The 19963-nt window shown below is 63.9% G+C and carries 19 protein-coding genes; 13 read left to right on the forward strand and 6 right to left on the reverse strand.

Annotated features, from left to right (window positions below):
- Positions 1 to 593: 593 nt before the first annotated feature.
- The 11 genes from AB6809_RS18165 (at position 594) to AB6809_RS18215 (ending at position 12708) form a co-directional block, all read left to right on the forward strand.
- Positions 594 to 1970: a 2-hydroxycarboxylate transporter family protein gene (locus AB6809_RS18165; protein ID WP_006051075.1), complete on the forward strand. Its 1377-nt coding sequence runs from the start codon at positions 594 to 596 to the stop codon at positions 1968 to 1970.
- Positions 1960 to 3900, forward strand: coding sequence for an ATP-binding protein (locus tag AB6809_RS18170; RefSeq protein ID WP_310034297.1), 1941 nt, complete (start codon positions 1960 to 1962; stop codon positions 3898 to 3900). The genes AB6809_RS18165 and AB6809_RS18170 overlap by 11 nt, the downstream gene beginning before the upstream one ends.
- The gene (locus AB6809_RS18175; protein WP_029969263.1) at positions 3890 to 5275 is read left to right on the forward strand and encodes a sigma-54 dependent transcriptional regulator; all 1386 of its coding nucleotides are present in this window, start codon (positions 3890 to 3892) and stop codon (positions 5273 to 5275) included. The genes AB6809_RS18170 and AB6809_RS18175 overlap by 11 nt, the downstream gene beginning before the upstream one ends.
- Before the next feature lie 6 nt (positions 5276 to 5281).
- Positions 5282 to 5662, forward strand: coding sequence for a DUF3579 domain-containing protein (locus AB6809_RS18180; protein WP_029969264.1), 381 nt, complete (start codon positions 5282 to 5284; stop codon positions 5660 to 5662).
- 396 nt (positions 5663 to 6058) lie between these two features.
- Complete coding sequence (gene nirD / locus AB6809_RS18185) at positions 6059 to 6406, forward strand: nitrite reductase small subunit NirD (protein WP_006051071.1); 348 nt, start codon at positions 6059 to 6061, stop codon at positions 6404 to 6406.
- Complete coding sequence (locus AB6809_RS18190) at positions 6403 to 7692, forward strand: NAD(P)/FAD-dependent oxidoreductase (RefSeq protein ID WP_371026910.1); 1290 nt, start codon at positions 6403 to 6405, stop codon at positions 7690 to 7692. Before nirD ends, AB6809_RS18190 begins: the two co-directional genes overlap by 4 nt.
- Before the next feature lie 13 nt (positions 7693 to 7705).
- Positions 7706 to 10543, forward strand: coding sequence for a nitrate reductase (locus AB6809_RS18195; RefSeq protein WP_051153987.1), 2838 nt, complete (start codon positions 7706 to 7708; stop codon positions 10541 to 10543).
- Positions 10544 to 10579: 36 nt separating this feature from the next.
- The gene (locus tag AB6809_RS18200; RefSeq protein WP_029969270.1) at positions 10580 to 10783 is read left to right on the forward strand and encodes a hypothetical protein; all 204 of its coding nucleotides are present in this window, start codon (positions 10580 to 10582) and stop codon (positions 10781 to 10783) included.
- A gap of 464 nt (positions 10784 to 11247) precedes the next feature.
- A complete protein-coding gene (locus tag AB6809_RS18205; RefSeq protein ID WP_006051067.1) occupies positions 11248 to 11445 on the forward strand; it encodes a hypothetical protein in 198 nt (65 codons plus the stop codon).
- A 48-nt stretch (positions 11446 to 11493) separates the two neighbouring features.
- Complete coding sequence (locus AB6809_RS18210) at positions 11494 to 11661, forward strand: hypothetical protein (protein WP_006051066.1); 168 nt, start codon at positions 11494 to 11496, stop codon at positions 11659 to 11661.
- A 132-nt stretch (positions 11662 to 11793) separates the two neighbouring features.
- The gene (locus tag AB6809_RS18215; protein WP_006051065.1) at positions 11794 to 12708 is read left to right on the forward strand and encodes a LysR family transcriptional regulator; all 915 of its coding nucleotides are present in this window, start codon (positions 11794 to 11796) and stop codon (positions 12706 to 12708) included.
- Between the two features lie 45 nt (positions 12709 to 12753).
- Here AB6809_RS18215 and madM read toward each other — a convergent pair whose 3' ends face one another.
- The 3 genes from madM to AB6809_RS18230 all read right to left on the reverse strand — a co-directional run bounded on the left by madM (position 12754) and on the right by AB6809_RS18230 (position 15016).
- Positions 12754 to 13521: a malonate transporter subunit MadM gene (gene madM, locus AB6809_RS18220; RefSeq protein ID WP_006051064.1), complete on the reverse strand. Its 768-nt coding sequence runs from the start codon at positions 13519 to 13521 to the stop codon at positions 12754 to 12756.
- 14 nt (positions 13522 to 13535) lie between these two features.
- Positions 13536 to 13931, reverse strand: a complete 396-nt coding sequence (gene madL, locus AB6809_RS18225; RefSeq protein WP_006051063.1) for a malonate transporter subunit MadL — start codon at positions 13929 to 13931, stop codon at positions 13536 to 13538.
- A 257-nt stretch (positions 13932 to 14188) separates the two neighbouring features.
- Positions 14189 to 15016, reverse strand: coding sequence for a helix-turn-helix domain-containing protein (locus tag AB6809_RS18230; protein ID WP_029969272.1), 828 nt, complete (start codon positions 15014 to 15016; stop codon positions 14189 to 14191).
- 95 nt (positions 15017 to 15111) lie between these two features.
- Here AB6809_RS18230 and AB6809_RS18235 point away from each other — a divergent pair, with 95 nt between their 5' ends.
- The gene (locus AB6809_RS18235) at positions 15112 to 15396 is read left to right on the forward strand and encodes a hypothetical protein (protein ID WP_029969273.1); all 285 of its coding nucleotides are present in this window, start codon (positions 15112 to 15114) and stop codon (positions 15394 to 15396) included.
- Positions 15393 to 16355 (forward strand): zinc-binding alcohol dehydrogenase family protein, encoded by a 963-nt coding sequence (locus AB6809_RS18240; RefSeq protein ID WP_029969274.1) that lies wholly within the window; start codon positions 15393 to 15395, stop codon positions 16353 to 16355. Before AB6809_RS18235 ends, AB6809_RS18240 begins: the two co-directional genes overlap by 4 nt.
- A 36-nt stretch (positions 16356 to 16391) precedes the next feature.
- On the opposite strand, the gene AB6809_RS18245 is transcribed toward AB6809_RS18240, so the two are convergent.
- The 3 genes from AB6809_RS18245 to AB6809_RS18255 are packed head-to-tail and all read right to left on the reverse strand — an operon-like array spanning position 16392 to position 19886.
- Positions 16392 to 17348, reverse strand: a complete 957-nt coding sequence (locus tag AB6809_RS18245) for an ABC transporter permease (protein ID WP_029969275.1) — start codon at positions 17346 to 17348, stop codon at positions 16392 to 16394.
- A gap of 5 nt (positions 17349 to 17353) precedes the next feature.
- Positions 17354 to 18334, reverse strand: a complete 981-nt coding sequence (locus AB6809_RS18250; RefSeq protein ID WP_310034291.1) for an ABC transporter permease — start codon at positions 18332 to 18334, stop codon at positions 17354 to 17356.
- Entirely contained in the window at positions 18324 to 19886 is a 1563-nt protein-coding gene (locus tag AB6809_RS18255) for a sugar ABC transporter ATP-binding protein (protein WP_029969278.1), read from the reverse strand. The genes AB6809_RS18250 and AB6809_RS18255 overlap by 11 nt, the downstream gene beginning before the upstream one ends.
- Between the last annotated feature and the right edge of the window lie 77 nt (positions 19887 to 19963).

The following is a 19963-nucleotide window of genomic DNA, read 5'->3' on the forward strand; positions in this document are numbered from 1 at the left end:
CTTTGCTCTCTGCGTGAAAGATGCGGCGCACCGTGCGCGTTGAACTCGCGACGTTAAAGCGACGCCCGCGCAAATCCAACCAATGTTTGCGCATATCGAAAGCACGCAATCGAAGATGGCCTTCGCGCCGCTCGCTCCTTTCGTCAGAGGATCGCGCTCATCCACACGCTCACGGCTGAACTCTCAGCCTGCCCACCGCGGCGAATTCTGAAGTCTCGGAACGCGGGGCTTGCGGTGTCTGCTCACGTCACAAAAAAGCCCGCTAGATCAACGGCTTAAAACATATCCGCAATCAGTCCGCCATTGGCATAGGCCTTGCCTTATAGCCCTACAAGAGCGCCCAGAGCGCAATCCACAAGATTCGAGATCCTCACGGAGACACTCATGACCCAGCCCAACTCTCATCGACCCGCGCGGCGCTAACCCGCGCGCATCGCTTCCCGCTTTCCACAATATTTTCCACGGATCGGCCCGGGTTTTCCCCGAGCTTATCCAGCACCTGGCTCGAAGAGCCGCAGCCGGATGCGCCGACATCCGCATCGAAACGCGACGCCGCCATGCCACCGCGGCGCGCCAAAGCAAGGAGACATGTTTTGTCCACACCCGCCCATACCCAGGACGCTTCGCGTTCCACGCCCGCGCTCGAAGCCGCGCCGTTGTCCAACGAAAAGACCCGCTTCTGGCCGGAAGGCTGGTGGAAGCTGATGGAATACCGCATCGGCATCATCCCGCTGCCGGTCTATTTCATTCTTCTCGCGCTGATCGTCGGCTTTGCGGTGACGGGCAAAATGCCGGGCGAAATTTCGATGGCAATCGCCGTGCTCGCATTCTTCGGCTTCACCTGCGCGGAGCTTGGCAAGCGTCTGCCGCTTCTGCGCAACATCGGCGCGGCCGCAATCTGCGCGACGTTCGTGCCGTCGGCGCTCACGTACTACCACGTGCTGCCCAAGCCGATTCTTCATCTCACGACAGAGTTCACGAAGTCGACGAACTTCCTGTATCTGTTCATTGCGTCGATTATCGTCGGCAGCATTCTGAGCATGGACCGGCGCGTGCTGATCCGCGGCTTCGTGAAGATCTTCGTGCCGCTTGCGCTGGGTTCGCTGGCCGCGGCCATTGTCGGCATTGCGGTCGGCGCGGCATTCGGGCTCGGCGCGCGCCATACGCTTTTGTATATCGTCGTGCCGATCATGGCCGGCGGTGTCGGTGAAGGCGCTATTCCGCTGTCGATCGGCTATTCGGAAATCATGCACTTGCCGCAAGGCGAGTTGTTCGCGCAAGTGCTGCCGCCCGTCATGCTCGGCAGCCTCACTGCGATCGTTCTGTCGGGTGCGCTCGACATGCTCGGCAAGCGCTTTCCGCACCTCACCGGCGACGGACGTCTGCAAGTCGGCGAGACCGACGAAATGGCGCCCGCCGAAGAAGAAATCCGCGGCCATATCGACGTCACGCATATCGCGGCGGCCGGCATCACCGCGATCACGCTGTATCTGCTCGGCCTGATGTGCCGCAATCTGTTCGGCTTGCCCGCGCCGGTCGCGATGCTGTTTCTCGCCGTGCTCGTCAAGCTCGCGCGCGCCGTGTCGCCGCAATTGCAGGAAGGCGCGTTCGTCGTCTACAAGTTCTTCTCGACCGCGGTCACGTATCCGCTGCTGTTCGCCATCGGCGTCGCGATGACGCCGTGGGACAAGCTGATGGCCGCCTTCACCATCGCCAATATCGTGACGATCGTCGCGACCGTGGCGACGCTGATGGGCACCGGTTTTCTGGTTGCCCGCAAGCTTAAGATGTACCCTATCGACACCGCGATCGTGAACGCATGTCACAGCGGGCAGGGCGGCACCGGCGACGTCGCGATCCTGACCGCGGCCAACCGCATGCAACTCATGCCGTTCGCGCAGATCGCCACGCGCATCGGCGGTGCGATCGTCGTCACGGTTACGCTGATCGCGGTCGCGCATGGTGTCTGACGCGTCGCGTTCCGGTGCGGCGCGCGGCTGGCGTCGTCGGGCATCGGGTATTCGCGAGGTCGAACATCAAGTGAGAATAAGAGGGATACCGCTGTGGGTGTGGGCGGTCGCGGCACTGCTGTATGCCGGCATGGCCGCGGCGGCAATCGAACTCGCGTGGAATCGCGCGATCGACGCGCTCGCCGAGGCCGGCGCGCATCAGCTCGACCTGTACGGCGCGAGCCTGAAAAGCGAACTAGGGCGCTTCGAGATGATGCCCGCGATCGTCGCGCGACAGGACAGCGTGCGTGCGTTGCTCAACGCCGGGCCGCACGCGTCCCCAGCGCTGGTGCAGGGCGTCAATACGTATCTCGAAGCGGTCAACCAGGAGGCGGGCAGCGTCGCGGTCGACGTGATCGATCTGCAAGGCTCGGTGATCGCGGCGAGCAACTGGAACCAGCCGCTGAGCTTCGTCGGGACTAACGTGTCGTACCGGCCTTACTTCAAGGATGCACTCGCGCGCGGCAGCGGGCGCTTCTTCGGCATCGGCACCAATACCGGCATTCCGGGGCTTTACTTCGCGAGCGCGGTGCGCGACGGCGGCAAGGCGATCGGCGCGGCCGCGGTGAAGATCAGCGTCGACGAACTCGAGTCGGCGTGGCGCCGGCCGAATGAGGTGGCGATGGTCATCGACCACAACGGCGTGATCGTCATCTCGACCGTGGCGGCGTGGAAATTCACTGCGCTGCGGCCCATCACTTCGGAACAGCAGCGCGAGATTCAGGCGTCGCGGCAATACGCGGGCCGCCTCGTGGAGCCGCTTCAATATCGGCGCATCGGCGAGTGGGGCGCAAGTGCGTGGCTCGGCCGCTTTCCTGACCCGCGCCGCCCCGGTCACACCACGCGTTATCTCGCGATGTCGCGGCCCGCGCCACAGGCGGGCGACTCGATCATGGTGCTGCTCGATGTCGCGGGCGCGCGGCGTCAGCAGGAGCTTGCGCTCGGCTTCGTGACGGGCGGCTTTCTGATCGCCGGCCTCTATGCGCTTTACGCGGTGCAGCGCCGTCGCACGATTGCGGAGAAGCTGAAAGCGCAGGACGCATTGCGCCGCGCCAACGACGAACTCGAGGCGACCGTCGCGCAACGTACCGCGGCGCTCACGCAAACGAACGAACGGATGCAGCAGGAGATCGCCGAGCGCAAACGGACTGAAGAGCGCTTGCGCGAGTCACAGCAGGAAGTCGTGCATGCGGGCAAGCTCGCGGTGCTCGGCCAGATGGCTGCGGGTCTCACGCACGAGCTGAGTCAGCCGCTCGTCGCGATCCGCACGCTGTGCGATAACGCGCGCACGTTTTTCGAACGCGATCAGCCGGCGCACGCGATCACGAATCTTGAGCGCGTGTCGCGTCTCGTCGACAACATGGCCACGCTCACCGGCGAATTGAAAGCGTTTGCGCGCAAGCCGGTTGTCGAGCGCGTGGCCGTGTCGCTCAACGAAGCGGTGGCGCACGCGCGGCTTATCTACGATGCGCGAATCCGCGACGAGGCCGTGCAAGTCGACGTGCGAATCGCGCCGGGCACGCTGGTATGTGCGGAGGCGAGCCAGTTGCAACAGGTGATCGTCAATCTGCTCGGCAATGCGCTCGACGCGGTCCGCGAACAGGAGCAGCGCGTGATTACGCTCGAAGCAACCGATTCCGCCGACAATGGCCGCGTGCTGTTCTCGATTGCCGACAGCGGCACCGGCATCGCGCCCGAAGTGCTCGAGCATCTGTTCGAGCCGTTCGTCACGACGAAGCCGCGAGGCCACGGCCTCGGGCTTGGCCTCGCGATCACGTCGCGTATCGTCGAAGCATTCGGCGCGAAAATTTCCGCCGTCAATCGCGATGAAGGCGGCGCGCGCTTCAATATCGAGTTTGCGTCAGCGAAGGGAGTTGTCGATGGGAGATGAAATTCGCGTTCTCGTGGTAGAGGACGACGAGAACGTGCGCTTCGGTGTCCAGCAGGCCGTCGAGCTCGCGGGCCTGCCCGTGTCCGCTTACGCGGGCGCGGCCGACGCGCTCGCCGAAGTCGCGCCGGGCGCGCCGCTCGTGATCGTATCCGACGTGAGAATGCCGGGCATCGACGGCTTGCAGTTGCTCGACAAGGTCATGGCGATCGACCCGCAAATCCCGGTCGTTCTGATCAGCGGACACGCGGATATTTCCACCGCCGTCGGCGCCATGCAGGTAGGCGCGTACGACTTCATCGAGAAGCCGTTCTCGTCGGACCATATTGCGCGGCGCGTGGCGCGTGCCGTCGAAAAGCGCCGCCTCACGCTCGAAGTACAAGGCTTGCGCGCCGCGCTCGATAACTGGCAAGGCATCGAGGCGCTCGTACTCGGCAAGTCGCCCGCCATCGCCGAGGTGCGCAAGAAGATACTGCGTCTGGCGGATACGTCGGTGTCGGTGCTCATCACCGGCGAGACCGGCACGGGCAAGGAGTTGATCGCCCGCAGCCTGCACGAGTTCGGCGCGCGACGCGACAAGCATTTCGTCGCGCTGAACTGCGGCGGCTTGCCGGAACAGATTTTCGAAAGCGAGCTGTTCGGGCATGAAGCGGGCGCCTTCACCGGTGCGATCAAAAAGCGCATCGGCAAAATCGAATGGGCGCATGGCGGCACGCTTTTTCTCGACGAAATCGAAACCATGCCGGTGTCGTTGCAGATCAAGATGCTGCGCGTGCTGCAGGAACGCACCGTCGAGCGTCTCGGCGCGAACGAACCTATATCGGTGGATTGCCGGATCGTTGCGGCGTCGAAGGCCGACCTCATGCAGCTTTCCACCGAGGGCCAGTTTCGCGCGGACCTGCTGTATCGCCTGAACGTCGCGCAGATCGAATTGCCGCCGTTGCGCGAACGGCGCGAGGACGTGCCCTTGCTGTTCGAGCATTTCGTGCTCGCGGCCGCGCGCCGTTTCGGGCAGCCCGCGCCGATCGTATCGGCGTCGCAGCTTTCCGAACTGATGACGCATTCGTGGCGCGGCAACGTGCGCGAGTTGCAGAACGTCGCCGACCGCTTCGTGCTCGGACTAACCGGCGATAGTCTGCTGACCCCCGGCGGCAACGCAAGCAAGGGCGGCACGCTCGGCGAACAGCTTGCGTACTTCGAGCGCATGCTGATTGAAGACATGCTGCGGCGTCACAACGGCAACGTCGCGGAAGCCAGCGTCGAGCTCGGCATGCCGAAAAAGACGCTGTATCACAAGCTCCGGCAACTCAAGATCGCCGCTCGCGATGTGCCGGGCGACGAGAGCGACGTCGACCGGTCGTCATCGGGAGGCGAGTAGACCCGCATGGACCGTCTACCTCTGACTACACAAGAGCCGATTGAAGGGGCGATTCAGGGCTATCTGATCAAGGGCATCACGCATTCGCAGAAGACCTTTCGGCCAGGCGACTGGCCCGAGCGTCTTGCCGGCGTCATCACGCTTTTCGTCGGCGAAAAGCGGCCGGGCATTCATATCGCGTGCACGCGTCTCGCGATGCCTGTGATCGACGCCGGGATCAAATGCTTTTTCGTTTCCGACGAACTGCGCGCAGTCTGTGCCGACGCATTCGACTTCGTGATGCGCTTCGCGAAAGACAATGATCTGCCGGTCGATGTGCGTCGCGCGCAGAGGCTCGCTTCGCCGGATGTTCTTGCGTCCGAGGCTTCTACAACGTCGCGTTGCTGACCCGGAGCATGGCCCAATCGGCCAGGCAGCGTTGCACGCCCAAGGTGCTGCGCCGCACCATCATCGCGCGTTCATGCATCGGAATGCGCCAGCCCACGGCGCACGGCGCGCGCTCCAATACTCGCCAGAAGCCCACCGCGCGGGGCCTTCGCGGCGTTCTCGCCTAATGGCATGAGCCTTGCATTTAACGTGGCTGCGGATCAAAGGCGATCCGGCTCATCTGCAGCACGCACTCTGTTTTAGATCACTGGTTTTGGACAACGGCGTCCCCCGAATACAGTCGCACTGGCGATTGCATCCGCGGGACGCTTTTTTATTGCCGGACACATCATGCCGCGTACCGCATCGCAAATGAAGGAAGCCTTTGTCATGAACGTTGCCGAGAGGAACTCCGCCATGAGTCACGACCGCTTGCCGCAAACCTGGACGCCTGTTTGCACGCTCGACGACATCGTTCCGAATACGGGCGTCTGCGCGCTCGTCAACGGCGGACAGGTCGCCGTATTTCACGTCGCGGACGGTGAGGGCGGCGTGTACGCGATCGACAACTTCGATCCGGGTTCGCGCGCGGCCGTGCTGTCGCGCGGGCTGATCGGCAGCCTCGGCGAGCGCATCGTCGTGGCCTCGCCGATCTACAAGCATCACTTCGATCTGCGCACCGGCGAGTGCCTCGAAGCGCCCGAGAATTCGGTCAGCGCGTATCCGGTGCGGGTGGAAAGCGGCAAGGTGTGGGTCGCGGCATGAGACACGAGATCGACGCACAGTTGTCGGGAGGCGCCTCACACGCCGCGCACGCCTCCCACGCCGCGCCCGCCCGCCCGCGGCTCGTGGTGATCGGCAACGGCATGGCCGGCATGCGCACCGTCGAGGAACTGCTGAAGCTCGCGCCGGATCTGTACGACATCACCGTGTTCGGCGCCGAGCCGTACGGCAACTACAACCGCATTCTGCTGTCGCCGGTGCTCGCGGGCGAAAAGACGGTCGACGACATCATCCTCAATACGCGCGACTGGTATGACGAGAACGGCATTCGCCTCTATGCGGGCGACCCGGTGATCGCGATCGACCGCAGGCGCCGCGTCGTGCGTTCGCAAGGCGGCGTGGAAGTCGGCTATGACCGTCTGCTGATCGCGACGGGATCGAAGCCTTTCCTGATTCCGGTGCCGGGCCACGATCTGCCTGGCGTAATCGCATTTCGTGACATTCAGGATGTCGAAACAATGCTCGAGGCGGCGCGCAATCATCGGCATGCCGTGGTGATCGGCGGCGGATTGCTCGGGCTCGAGGCCGCCAACGGACTCATGCGCCAGGGCATGTCGGTAACCGTCGTGCATGTGATGGACAGCCTGATGGAGCGCCAACTCGACCGCAGCGCGTCGGTCCTGCTGCAACAGGCGCTCGAGCGCAAGGGCCTGCGTTTCCTGCTGAAGGCGAACACCGCGGAGATCGTCGGACCGGATCGTGTGAGCGCCGTGCGTTTCGCCGACGGCACGCAGATTCCCGCGGACCTCGTCGTGATGACGGCCGGCGTGCGCCCGAACATCGACCTCGCGAAACAGGCGGGGCTGCATTGCGAGCGCGCGATTGTCGTCGACGATACGTTGCAGACCTACGATCCGCGCGTCTACGCGGTCGGCGAATGCGTGCAGCACCGCACGGCGACCTTCGGCCTCGTCGCGCCGATCTGGGATCAGGCGCGCGTGTGCGGCGCGCATCTCGCGGGCGCGGGCCATCGCCGCTACGTGCAGCGCGCGACTGCCACCAAGCTCAAGGTCACCGGCGTCGAACTGTATTCGGCCGGCGACTTCATCGGCGGCCGGGACAGCGAAGACCTCGTGCTGCGCGATCCGCGGCGCGGCGTCTACAAGCGCCTCGTGATCGAAGAGAACCGCGTGATCGGCACCGTGCTGTATGGCGACGTCAACGAAGGCGCGTGGTACTTCGAGCTGATCCAGAACCGGACCGACATTTCCTCGCTGCGCAGCCAGTTGCTGTTCGGCAAAGCCCTCTGCGAGACGCAGGCAGCCTGACCTGGAACACACCGTGAGTTTTCCCATCGCTATTTCGAGCACGTCCGGCAGCGGCGATGCTGTCAGAACCACCTGTCCGTATTGCGGCGTCGGTTGCGGCGTGCGCGCGCGAGCGCGCCCCGACGGCGGCCATGACATTGCCGGCGACGAACAGCATCCCGCGAACTTTGGACGCCTGTGCGTGAAAGGCTCGGCGCTCGGCGAAACGATCGGGCTCGACGGACGGCTGCTTCATCCGAAGATGCGCGAGCGCGCGAGCGGCGCGTTGCGCGATGTTTCGTGGGACGAAGCAATCGATGCGGTCGCGGACGGCTTTCGCCGGATCGTCGACGAACACGGGCCGGATGCGGTCGCGCTCTACGTATCGGGCCAGTTGCTGACCGAGGACTACTACGTCGCGAACAAGCTGATGAAAGGCTACGTCGGCAGCGCGAACATCGATACGAATTCGCGGCTCTGCATGTCGTCTTCCGTTGCGGGACACAAGCGGGCTTTCGGCGAAGACGTGGTGCCGGTGTGCTACGAAGATCTCGAACTCGCCGATCTCGTCGTGCTGGTTGGTTCGAACACGGCGTGGTGTCATCCGATCCTGTTCCAGCGGATCGTCAAGATCAAGGAAGCGCGGCCCGACATGAAAGTGGTCGTGATCGATCCGCGCTATACCGCGACGTGCGAGATGGCCGATCTGCATCTGCCGTTGAGCGCCGGCAGCGACGTGCGGCTTTTCAACGGGCTGCTCAGTTTTCTCGCGGAGCATGGTGCGATCGACGCGCAGTTCGTCGATGCGCATACCAACGGTTTTGCGCAGGCACTGGCCGCTGCTTCTGAGGGTGAAGTATCGGGCACGACAGCGGCCTTCGATCTCGCCCAATGCGCGAAGGCGTGCAAGGTCGATCCGCACGATCTGCTCGAGTTTTACCGCCTGTTCGCGCGCACCGAGCGCGTCGTGACGGTCTATTCGCAAGGCGTCAATCAATCGAGCGCGGGCACCGACAAGGTCAACAGCATCATCAATTGCCATTTGCTGACGGGGCGCATCGGCAAGCCGGGAATGGGGCCGTTCTCTTTCACCGGACAGCCGAATGCGATGGGCGGGCGCGAGGTCGGCGGTCTCGCGAACACGCTCGCCGCGCATCTCGAACTCGACGATGCAAAGCATCGCGAACTCGTTCAGCAATTCTGGGGCGCGCCGGTTATTGCATCGCGCGCGGGGCTCAAAGCAGTCGAGCTGTTCGAGGCGATCGAGGAAGGACGCGTCAAGGCCGTGTGGATCATGGGCACGAATCCGGTCGTGAGCCTGCCCGACGGCGATCAGGCAAAGCGCGCGCTCGCGCGTTGCGAACTGGTGGTCAGCTCCGACATTGTCGAGCGCACGGACACCAATGTGTTCGCTCATGTGCTGTTGCCGGCGCTCGGCTGGGGCGAGAAGGACGGCACCGTCACGAATTCGGAGCGCAGGATTTCGCGTCAGCGCGCGTTCTTGCCCGCGCCGGGCGAGGCGCGCGCGGACTGGCAAATCATCTGCGATGTGGCAAAGCGCATGGGCTATGCGGGCTTCGAATTCGCGAGCCAGCAGGAGATCTTCGACGAGCATGCGCGGTTGAGCGCATGGCGCAACGGCGAGAGCGAGAGCGAAAGCCAATCGCATAGCCAACACGGCGACAGCGTGCGTCGCGCGTTCAATCTGGCGGGGCTGGTGGGCCTCGGCAGCGACGGCTACTCATCGTTGCAGCCTGTTCAATGGCCCGTACGCGCCAATAACAACACGGCCAGCGACACGGCCAGCGACACGGCCGCACCCGGCACCGCGCGTCTTTTCGACGATCGCCGCTTTAGCCACGCGGACGGCCGCGCGCGTTTCATCGCCACGCCGCCGCGCGCGCCCGCGAATGCGCCCGACGACGACTATCCGCTGACGCTCAACACGGGCCGCGTGCGCGACCAGTGGCACACGATGACCCGCACGGGCAGGTCCGAAAAACTCGCGGGCCATGTGACCGAGGCGTTCGTCGACATGCATCCACAGGATGCGTTGTTGTGCGGCGTGCGCGAAGGCGACCTCGCGCGAGTGTCGAGCCGTTGGGGCGCGATGGTCGCGCGCGTGCAATACGGCGGCGGCATGCCGCGCGGCAGCGTGTTCGTGCCGATTCACTGGAACGATCAGGTGGCGTCCGACGCGCGCGTCGGGGCCGTGGTGAATCCGTCGGTCGATCCGGTTTCCGGCGAGCCCGAGTTCAAGCACACGCCCGTGCGCGTCGACAAGTTTCATGTCGCGTGGCATGGCTTTTCGCTGAGCCGCCGCGCGCCGGTTCTCGACGGCGTCACGTACTGGACGCGCGTGCAGGGCACGCAGTTCGTGCGCTATGAACTGGCCGGCCGCAATCCGCCTGGAGAGGAGGGCGATCGCGGCGCGTGGGCGCGTGCGCTCTTCTGTGTCGACGATGCACACGCCGATTGGCTCGAATACGAGGATCGCGCGGCAGGCGTTTATCGCGCGGTGCATCTCGTCGACGATCGCATCGAGAACTGCGTGTTTCTTTCGGCGCGCCCGGATCTGCCGGCGCGCGAATGGCTCGCGAGCCTCTTTGCAAAGGGCAAGCTCGACGACGCGGACCGCATCGGCGTGCTCTCCGGCCAGTCGATCGGCAAGGGCGCCGATACGGGGCCGACCATCTGTTCGTGCTTCGGCGTCGGGCGCAATACGATATGCACGGCGATACGCGAGCACGGCCTGAAGAGCGCCGCGGACATCACCGCGTGTCTGAAGGCCGGCGGCAACTGCGGCTCGTGCGTGCCGGAGTTGAAGAAGCTCCTGGTCGATACGGAGCTGGCGCGGCTTAATGCGGCTTGAGTGATTGAGTGGGCCTAACGAGGAACCTCTTCTGCGATGCTGAAAAAACTGCAAACGATGCTGCGCGCGATCGACTCGGCCCGCGGATTCAACGACGAGCATGACGCCGGCATCGGGATGTCTCCGGTGCAAAACGAGGGCGGCCTGCAACAACGGCATGCGGCCAATCCTCGTCCGGCGCGCTTGCGCGGCCCGTGGCGTGCCGCACGTTCGCGTCGGCCGAGGATCGTGCCGCGATAACGGATAGTCGGTCGCGCGGGCGTCACGCGCGGCTATTAACTCGCCATAGCGGCGTAAAAAATTCGCGTAATTCGAATGCGGCGATGTAATTCGCGATTCGCGAAATGCACGTAGCTAATAACGCGTTTTAAGAAGTTTTAATGAAAGCGGGCGAATTAAAAATAAATAGCCGTTTTCAGCTTCAAACGTTCAATTACCCGGTCGCCCTATCCCGATCCACCGCGTGCCCGCCTGGTCGCCGATTGCATATCATATGTTTAAACCATCGCTATCGGCCCCCACACGCCGATCCATTTATTCATGCGGCGGAATTGCATCATTTCAGTTTACAATTATTTCCCCGGCACATCGCTGCCGCAAACAATATAAAGCGGAAAGACTTCCCGCCATTTTATCTTTTCAGATAGACCGGCCGGTAATTGATTCTTCCGTCTGCATTAATAGAACATTGGAGAGAGACAACTATGCTAAGCCCCAAGGAGTTTGCCACCCTCATGTTGGTCAAGGCTGCTCCGGATCAGATCGATATGTGTCGCGAAGAACTCGACACGCTGCTTGAACGGCAACTCGTCGCACTCGAAGACCTCGCTTCCGGACACCAGCGCCTGCATGTCACTTGTGCAGGTCATTCCATGCTCAACGCGGTGGCGCGCAAACGCTAGGCGGCGAACCTCTCATCGTTGCATCGAAATATTGACGAGAAAGTAGTCATGGACGAACAACTGGTAAGCATCGTAATGGGCTGCGCGGTGCTCGCGATAGGCATCATCTTCGCGGTCGGCCACTATCGGCGGGAGCATCGCCGCGCACAATTGCTGCGCCAACTCGACCACGCGCCCGTGTGGAACTGGTTGCGGCATCATCAGCATCGCCACTGACAACGCGGCCAGCCCCGACGTGACGTATGCAGGCACGCGCCGCAAGCTCGCCGGCGCGTGAGGGATTAACGCTATTTGCAGCAGGCGCGCACGAGCCGATAATGGACGGTTCCGACCGTTCCATAGCTCGACATGCGCGACCGAATCGACGACGAAATCACCTTTCGTAAACTGGAAGTGCTGCTCGCCTTCATGCAGACCGGCAGTCTCGCGAAGGCGGCCGAAGCGCTGAACGTGAGCACGGTCAGCGTGCATCGCGCGTTGCATTCGCTCGAACAGGGCGTGCGCTGCGCGCTGTTTCGCCACGAAGGCCGCAATCTCAGATCGACCGACGCGGCGCAAATGCTCGCCGACGTCGCGCAGGAAGTCATCACGCTGATGTCCGACGGCATTCGTGCGACGCGCGAAGCGGCGGGCTATTCATCGGACCGGTTGAAGATCGGCTCGCTCTATTCGCTGACCATCAGGACGGTGCCGGGCATCGTCGTCGACATCAAGGTGCGGCGGCCCGCGCTTCAGGTCGAACTCGTGCTCGGCCCGAATGCCGAACTGATCGAGAAGCTCAAGCAGGGCGCCATCGACGCCGCGCTGATGGCCTTGCCCGACGCCGAGCCCGAGATCGAATCCATTCCGCTTTTCGAAGACGACATTTTCTTTGCCGCGCCCGCCAACTCGCCGTATGCCAATCTCGAAGCGGTCGATCTGCGCGACTGCCGTGACGAAACTTTCGTTTCGCTCGGCGAGGGCTTTGCGACCTATCACGGCTTTCAGGAAGCGTTTCGCGTCGCGGAGTTCACGCCCAACGTGACCATGCGAGTCGGCGACATTTTCTCGCTGATGAACCTCGTGAGCGGCGGCGTCGGCTATACGCTGTTGCCGGGCCGCGTGCGTGACGTGTTCGGCGACAAGGTCCAACTCATCGCGCTCAAACCGCCATACCGGATGCGCCAGACCATCGGCGTGAGTTTTTTGCGGGCGCGCGAGCGCGACCCGAATCTGCTCGCGCTGATGGCCGTGTGCCGTCTTCGTACGCGAAACGAAGGCTAAACGAAGGCTGACACATAAACCAGGGCTGCGCATTTGCGTCGCCGCTCAGCCGCCGACCAGCGCGCGCGTCGCGAAGAACAGCAGCGACGGTCCAAGCAGGCAGCCCACGCCTGTATGAAACGTGGCGATCAGCGCACCGTAGGGCACGAGCCGCCGATCGGTCGCCGCGAGTCCCGCGCTCACGCCGCTGACCGTGCCCGCGAGGCCGCCGAAAATCATCGCCGAGCGCGGCGTCTTGAGACCCATGAAGTTGGCCGCGAGCGGTGTGCCGATCATCACGATGATCGCCTTGATGAGACCCGTTGCAATGCTGAGCGCGATCACGTCGGAGCTCGCGCCGATCGCCGCGCCCGTCACCGGTCCGACGATGTACGTGACCGCGCCGGCGCCGATGGTCGTCATGCTGACCGCATCGGTATAGCCGAACGCATGCGCGACGCTTGCGCCCACGATAAACGGCAGCACCGTGCCCAGCAGCAGCGACAGCACGCCGATGAGCCCGGCCTTGCGCGCTTCGGTGGCCTGCACTTCGAAGGCCGTCGCGACGATCGCGAAGTCACGCAGCATCGCGCCGCCCATCAAGCCGACGCCCGCGAACAGCGGCAAATCGGCGAGACCTTTCTGACCCGCGGTGAACGCGCCGCCGAAGTACGCGAGCACGAGGCCGATCACGATGGCGATCGCCGAGCCGTGCACGCGCCCGAACGTGAGCTTGCGCGAGATCATCGACGACACCCACATGATGAGTCCCACGAGCGCGAACGCAGTGACGAGGCCGTTTTGTATCAGTACTTTGTCGATCATATGGATCATGGCTGGCTCCTGCGTCAGATCTCTTCGGGTTGCGGGCTGCTGATGAACGAGGTGCTGTCGCGTCCGGTGCGCGAGAGCACCGCGATGCACACGGCGCACACAGCCACCGCGCCCAACGCGGAAAGCAGCGCGACCGGTCCGCCCTTGAGCGCGGCAACCACGTTCTGATTCGCCGCCATCGCCACGACGACGGGGATGTACATCGCGCCCCAGAAGCCGACGCCGGCCTCGGTTTCTTTCGGCAGCAGTCCTTTGCCGTGCAGATAGAGCCGCAGGAAAATCAGCAGCAGCATCGCGATGCCGACACCGCCGACGTTGGTCTTGACGCCGATCGCGACCCCGAGCAGATCGCCGAGAAAGAGTCCCGCAAGGTGGCAGAAAGCGAGCAGCGCCGTTCCGTAGATGATCATCTGTTGTCTCCTGTCGACCGCGGTCGACTCTCTTGCTTTAGTGTCTTACCCGCGTTTTGTGCAAGGGCTGCTGACGGGTGGGGTTGACCGCTTACGAGCCAGCATTGCGTGCACAACGCGGCTCTTTAGGGCATGGCCGAGTCTATGGGACACAGAGACCCGGTTTCAATCACCTTCGGCAAGCATTTGTTATCGCGAGGCTAACGATTCGCGGCAAGAAGCGGTGAAAGCAGCGTGGGGCGGGGACGTGGCGCGGTTTAGGGGTTTTCCCTCGCGCGAGACGCGGCGCAGCCCGGTTCTTGATTTGACGTCGCCGCCGCCGCATAGCGCCCCGGCGTGGTCCCGGTCGCGCGCCTGAACATGTCGATAAACGCGCTCACGTTTTCATAGCCGAGTTCGAGCGCGATGGTCGTCACGCTGACGCCCTCGGCGACGAGTTCCAGCGCGCGAAGCAGGCGCGCCTGCGCGCGCCACTGCGCAAAGCTGAGTCCCGTCTCGGCGACGAAGCGCCGGCTCAGCGTGCGCGGCGACAGTCCCGCCCACTCGGCCCATTCCTCGAGACGTCGCGAGTCGGACAGATCGGCGGCCAGCGCGTCGGTGATGCGCATGAGCCGCGGGTCTTCCGGGCTCGGCAAATTCAGCGACTCGGCCTTCGACGCCGCCAGTTCATCCATGATGACTTCGGCAACCCGCGCCTGCTGCGCATCGAGCAATGCGCCGGTCCAGCTCGCCGCGCGGCGCACGGCCGCGCGCAGCAAAGGCGTCGTGCGGATCGCCCGCGGTTGCGCGGGCAACCCGGCACACCGCTCCTCGGCAATGAACACGCTCCAGCCGGAAAACGGACCATGCGAGCGCATCGAATGCTCGCAATACGGCGGCACCCATATGGCGTAGATGGCGGGCGCAACCCATTGCTGCCGGCCCACGCCGACCGACGCCAGGCCGCTCAACGCGCCCATCAACTGCCCACGCGCATGCGCGTGCGAGGCCACTTCGCGCGACGCCCGTTGCGTGAGTTCTCCCGCCATCAGAAAGGGCACGTCAGGCGCTGTGAGCAGTTCTGGACGAATCAGCGGAATAGTCATGGCTCGAAATCCGTATCGAATGGCATTTATACCTGAGACGACCCGGCACTGCATCTCTAGACTGAACTCACTACCACTTCGAGGAGTTCATCACGATGCGAGCCGAACAGATTCTTCCCGACCATGCCGATTCCGTCGATGTCGGCGGCGTGACGATTCGCAAGGGCACGATCGCGGCCTTTTTTGCCAATGCGCGTGTGCGGACCGATCCCAGCGCAAGCGAGACCGCACGCGGCCAGGCCGCCGCCGATATTCGCGAGGCGCTGCCGGCGTTGCGCGCGTCCGGCCTGTTCGACTTCGTGATGATTCGCGATCCACAGTTGCGCGAGTGGATCGATAGCGGGGCACCGACTCATTCGGCTACCGAGGCGCGGTCATGAAAGCAGCGGTCGTCATGCAAGCCGGTCAGATGCCGGTGTATTCCGACATCGACGAGCCTGCGCCCGCGGAAGGTCACGCGATAATCGACGTGGAGGCTTCGGCGCTCAGTCACATCACGCGCGGCAGGGCGTCCGGCACGCACTATTCGTCATCGGCGCGTCTGCCGTTCATCGCGGGCATCGACGGCGTGGGCCGCCGCCGAGAGGACGGCAAGCGCGTCTATTTCTTCGCGCCGAAGCAGCCGTCAGGCGGCCTCGCCGAGCGAACCGTCGTCGCGCAAAGCCAGTGCATCGAAATCCCCGAGACGCTCGATCCCGTCATCGCCGCGGCGATGGCGATTCCCGGCATGTCGTCGTGGGCAGCGCTCACCGAACGCGCGCACTTCGCTCGCGGCGAGACCGTGTTGATCAACGGCGCGACGGGCGCGTCGGGACGGCTGGCTGTGCAGATCGCCAGACATCTCGGGGCCGCGAAGGTGATCGCAACAGGGCGGCATCCGCGGACGCTCAGCACGCTTGCATCCGTGGGCGCGGATTACGTGCTTTCGCTCGATCAGGAAGAGTCCGCATTGCAGCGCGCGCTCGAGCCTCACTTTCATGAAGGTGTGGACGTGGTGCTCGATTACCTCTGGGGCGCCAGCGCGCTCACGCTGCTGACGGGCGCGGCGCGGTCGCTTCCGGGTGGTTATCCGATGCGCTTCGTGCAGATCGGCTCGGTTGGCGGCGCAACCATCTCGCTGCCGGGCGCGGCGCTGCGTGCATCGGCGATTATGTTGATGGGCAGCGGAATTGGCAGCATTCCTCTCGAGCGGCTGTTCAACGCGACGCGCGAGGTGTTGCATGCCGCGATTCCATCCCGCTTCGAGATTGCCACGCAGGCCGTTCCTCTCGCCGAACTTGCGACGCATTGGAACGAAAGCGGCAGCCGCTTGCGCACCGTCTTCACGATGCAAGGTTAACGGGCGGCTGCGGCTGCGGCTGCGCGGCGCTGTGACTCAATGCGCGAGTTTCACCGCGCCGCGATTGCGGTTCAGCACGCGCGCCTGCAACACGATGACAAGCAGCAGGAACATGCCGCGAATCACCGACTGCCAGTAAGCCGACAAGCTGATATAGCCGAGCCCGTTCTCGAAGTTGAGCAGATTGAAGACGAGCGCGAGCAGTGCGACGCCCGCAATCGTCATCGCAATCGAGCCTTCGCCGCCCGTCAGCCGTGTGCCGCCGAGCACGACCGCCGAGATCGCGAACAGCTCCCAGCCGACGCCCTCGTTGGGCTGCCCCGCGCCGAACTGCGCGGCGAGAATGCTGCCGGCGATGCCCGCGAGCAAACCGCTCACCGCATACACGGCGACCAGCGTGCGATCCACGTTGAGCCCCATGAGCCGCGACGCTTCCTCGCTGCCGCCGATAGCCAGCGCATGCCGCCCGAAGCGCGACGAGCGCAGCGCGATCCAGCCGAGAATCGCAGCGACTGCCGACACGATGCCGGGAATCGGCAAGCCGAACAGATCGCCCTGGCCGAAGCCCGCAAAGCTCGAATCGGACGCGATGCCGACCGCGTCGTTGTGACCGAGCAGCAGCGCGAGACCATGCGCGCCGAGACTCGTCGCGAGCGTGACGATGAACGGCAGAATGCGCATGCGCGTGATGACGAGTCCGTTGAGCACGCCAACCGCAAGGCCCGCGAACGATCCCGCCAGCACGGCGGCCACGCCGCCATGCGGACTCGCCAGCGCCGACACGACACTCGCGAGCGCCGCCACCGCGCCGACCGAAAGATCGATGCCGCCCGTGATGATGACGAATGCCATGCCGATCGAGATCAGCAGGAACATCGAGTTGTAGCGCCAGAACGAAAGCACGTTGTACGCGTCGGCGAAATGCTCGTAGCGCGTCACGCCTAGCACGAGCAGCGCAACGAGTGCGCTGATAATGGGCAGATTCTTCTTCATGAGCGTCAGCCTCGCTTGCGTTGCACGTACACCGCGACGATGATGATCGCCGCCTTGAGCACCAGCGCCGCCGCATCGGGAATACCGTGCGCGAGCAGCGTGTAACGCAGCAACTGGATGATGAGCGCACCGATCAGCGTGCCGGTGATGTACGCCTTGCCGCCTGTCAACGCCGTGCCGCCGACGGCCACCGCCGCGATCGCATCCAACTCGACGCCCAGACCGATGACGTTTGCATCCGACGACGAATTCACCGAAATCGAAATCAGACCGGCGAGTCCGGCGAGCGCCGCGCAGACGGTATAGGCAATCATCTTCACGCGCACGGTCGGAATGCCCGACAGATACGCCGCGTCTTCATTGCCGCCCGTCACCAGCAGATACTTGCCGAACAGCGTCTTGCGCACGATCCACGTAAATACGGCGACGAGCGCGAGCATCAACAGAATCTGGAAGGGCACGCCCGCGACCTTGCCGAGCGCGATCCATTGAAACGCCGGATTGGTGAAGGCCTGCAGGCTGCCGTCGGTGACGACCTGCGCGATGCCGCGTCCCGCGATGAACAGCACGAGCGTCGCGACGATCGGCTGCACGCGAAGCCGCGTGACGAGCAGGCCGTTGAACACGCCGCATAGCGCGGCCGCGACGATCGGCAGCGTGAAGGCGAGGGCAATGCCGGGCGGTCCCGCGATGTTCATGAAGAGCATCGGCGCGAGTGCGCCGGCAATCGCCATCGACGCGCCCACCGACAGATCGATGCCGCCTGTGGCCACCACCAGCGTCATGCCGATGCCGACGATCACGATCGTCACCACTTGCGTCAAGTTGACGTTGAAGGTTTGCAGCGACACGAAGTGCGGCGTGAAAAGCAGATTGAAGACGATCATCGCGACGAGCACGACGATCTCGCGCTGAATCGCGACACTGCGTTTTTTCCTCGCGGGCGCGTGGACGATTTGCGCCGCGCGTTGCGTATCATCGATCATGTTTGGCTTCCTCCACCGCTTCGGCCAGCGTCGACCGCTCGCCCGCGCCGTGTGCGATTGCGTCCATGATCGAGGCCTCGTTCATCTGCGCGCCGTCGAGCTGCGCGACGGTCTGGCCATCGCGGATAACGACCGCGCGATCCGCGACCGCCGTGAGCTCTTCGAGTTCCGACGCCGACAGCAGCACCGCCAGGCCCGAATCGCGCAATTCGCGCACGATCTTCGCGACGTCGGCCTTCGCGCCGACGTCGATGCCGCGCGTCGGTTCATCCAGCAGCAGCAGACGCGGATGCGTCGCGAGCCAGCGCGCGAGCAGCACCTTCTGCTGATTGCCGCCCGAGAGTTCGCGGATCGGCTGATCGGCGGAACGCAGCTTGATGCCGAGCGACTCGATAAAGCCATCGACAATTTCTTTTTGCCGCGCGACATCCACGATGCCGCGTTTCGTGAGCGCGGGCAGACACACGAGCGTGAGGTTGTCGCGCACCGACAACTCCGGCACGATGCCTTCGGCCTTGCGGTCCTCGGTCAGATACGCGACGCCATGCGCGATCGCATCCTTCGGCGACTTCCACGCGACGGTCTCGCCATTCATCGACAGCGTGCCTTTCTCCGGACGATCCGCGCCGAACAACAGACGCATCGTTTCCGTGCGGCCCGAGCCGAGCAGTCCGGCGAGGCCGACGGCTTCGCCCGCGTGCACATCGAGAGACACGTCCGCGACTCTTGCGCCGGCCGACAGTCCTTGCGCACTCAGCGCGAGGCCGCCGCGCTTCGCGAGATTCGCTTCCTTGACCGCGCTGTCTTCATGCACGACGGCGGCGAGCGTGCGGCCGAGCATCGTCGTGACGAGCCTGAGCTTGTCCATGTCCTGCATCGCGCTTTCGGCGACGGTTTGCCCGTCGCGCATCACGGTGACGCGGTCGCACAACGCATACAGTTCGTCCAGCCGATGCGAGACGAAAATCACCGCGCGTCCGTCATCGCGAAGACGGCGCACGACGCTGAACAGCAACTCGACTTCGCGTTCATCGAGCGACGAGGTGGACTCGTCCATGATGACCATCTTCGCATCCGACGACACCGCGCGTGCGAGCGCGACCATCTGCTGAATCGCTGTGGAATATTCGCGCACGGGCTTCTTCACATCGATCTTCAGTCCGAACGATTCGAGCAGTTCGTCCGCGCGGTGCTGCACGGTTTTCCAGTCGATCAGCCCGAAGCGGCGTGGCTCGCGTCCGAGAAAGATGTTCTCCGCAACCGAGCGGAACGGCACTAGATTGATTTCCTGGTAGATCGTGCTGATGCCCGCCTCGCGCGCTTCCTTCGGCGTGCGGAAATCGGCTTCGCGTCCGTCGAAGCGAATCGTGCCCGCGCTTTTCCGATAGGCGCCGGTGAGGATCTTGATGAGCGTCGATTTGCCCGCGCCGTTCTGACCGATCAGCGCATGCACTTCGCCCGCCGTCACGGTCAGCCGCGCGCGTTTCAACGCGGCGACACCGCCGAAAGAGATGTCGATGTCCTGCATGTCGAGCAACGGAGCTTGAGCCATCGTGCGTCATCCATCATCGAAAGAACTGAAACGACAAAGCGGGCGCTTTGGAAAAAGCGCCCGCGAAGGCACAGAGC

It is taken from the genome of Paraburkholderia sp. RCC_158, assembly GCF_041355255.1.
Taxonomy (GTDB): domain Bacteria; phylum Pseudomonadota; class Gammaproteobacteria; order Burkholderiales; family Burkholderiaceae; genus Paraburkholderia; species Paraburkholderia graminis.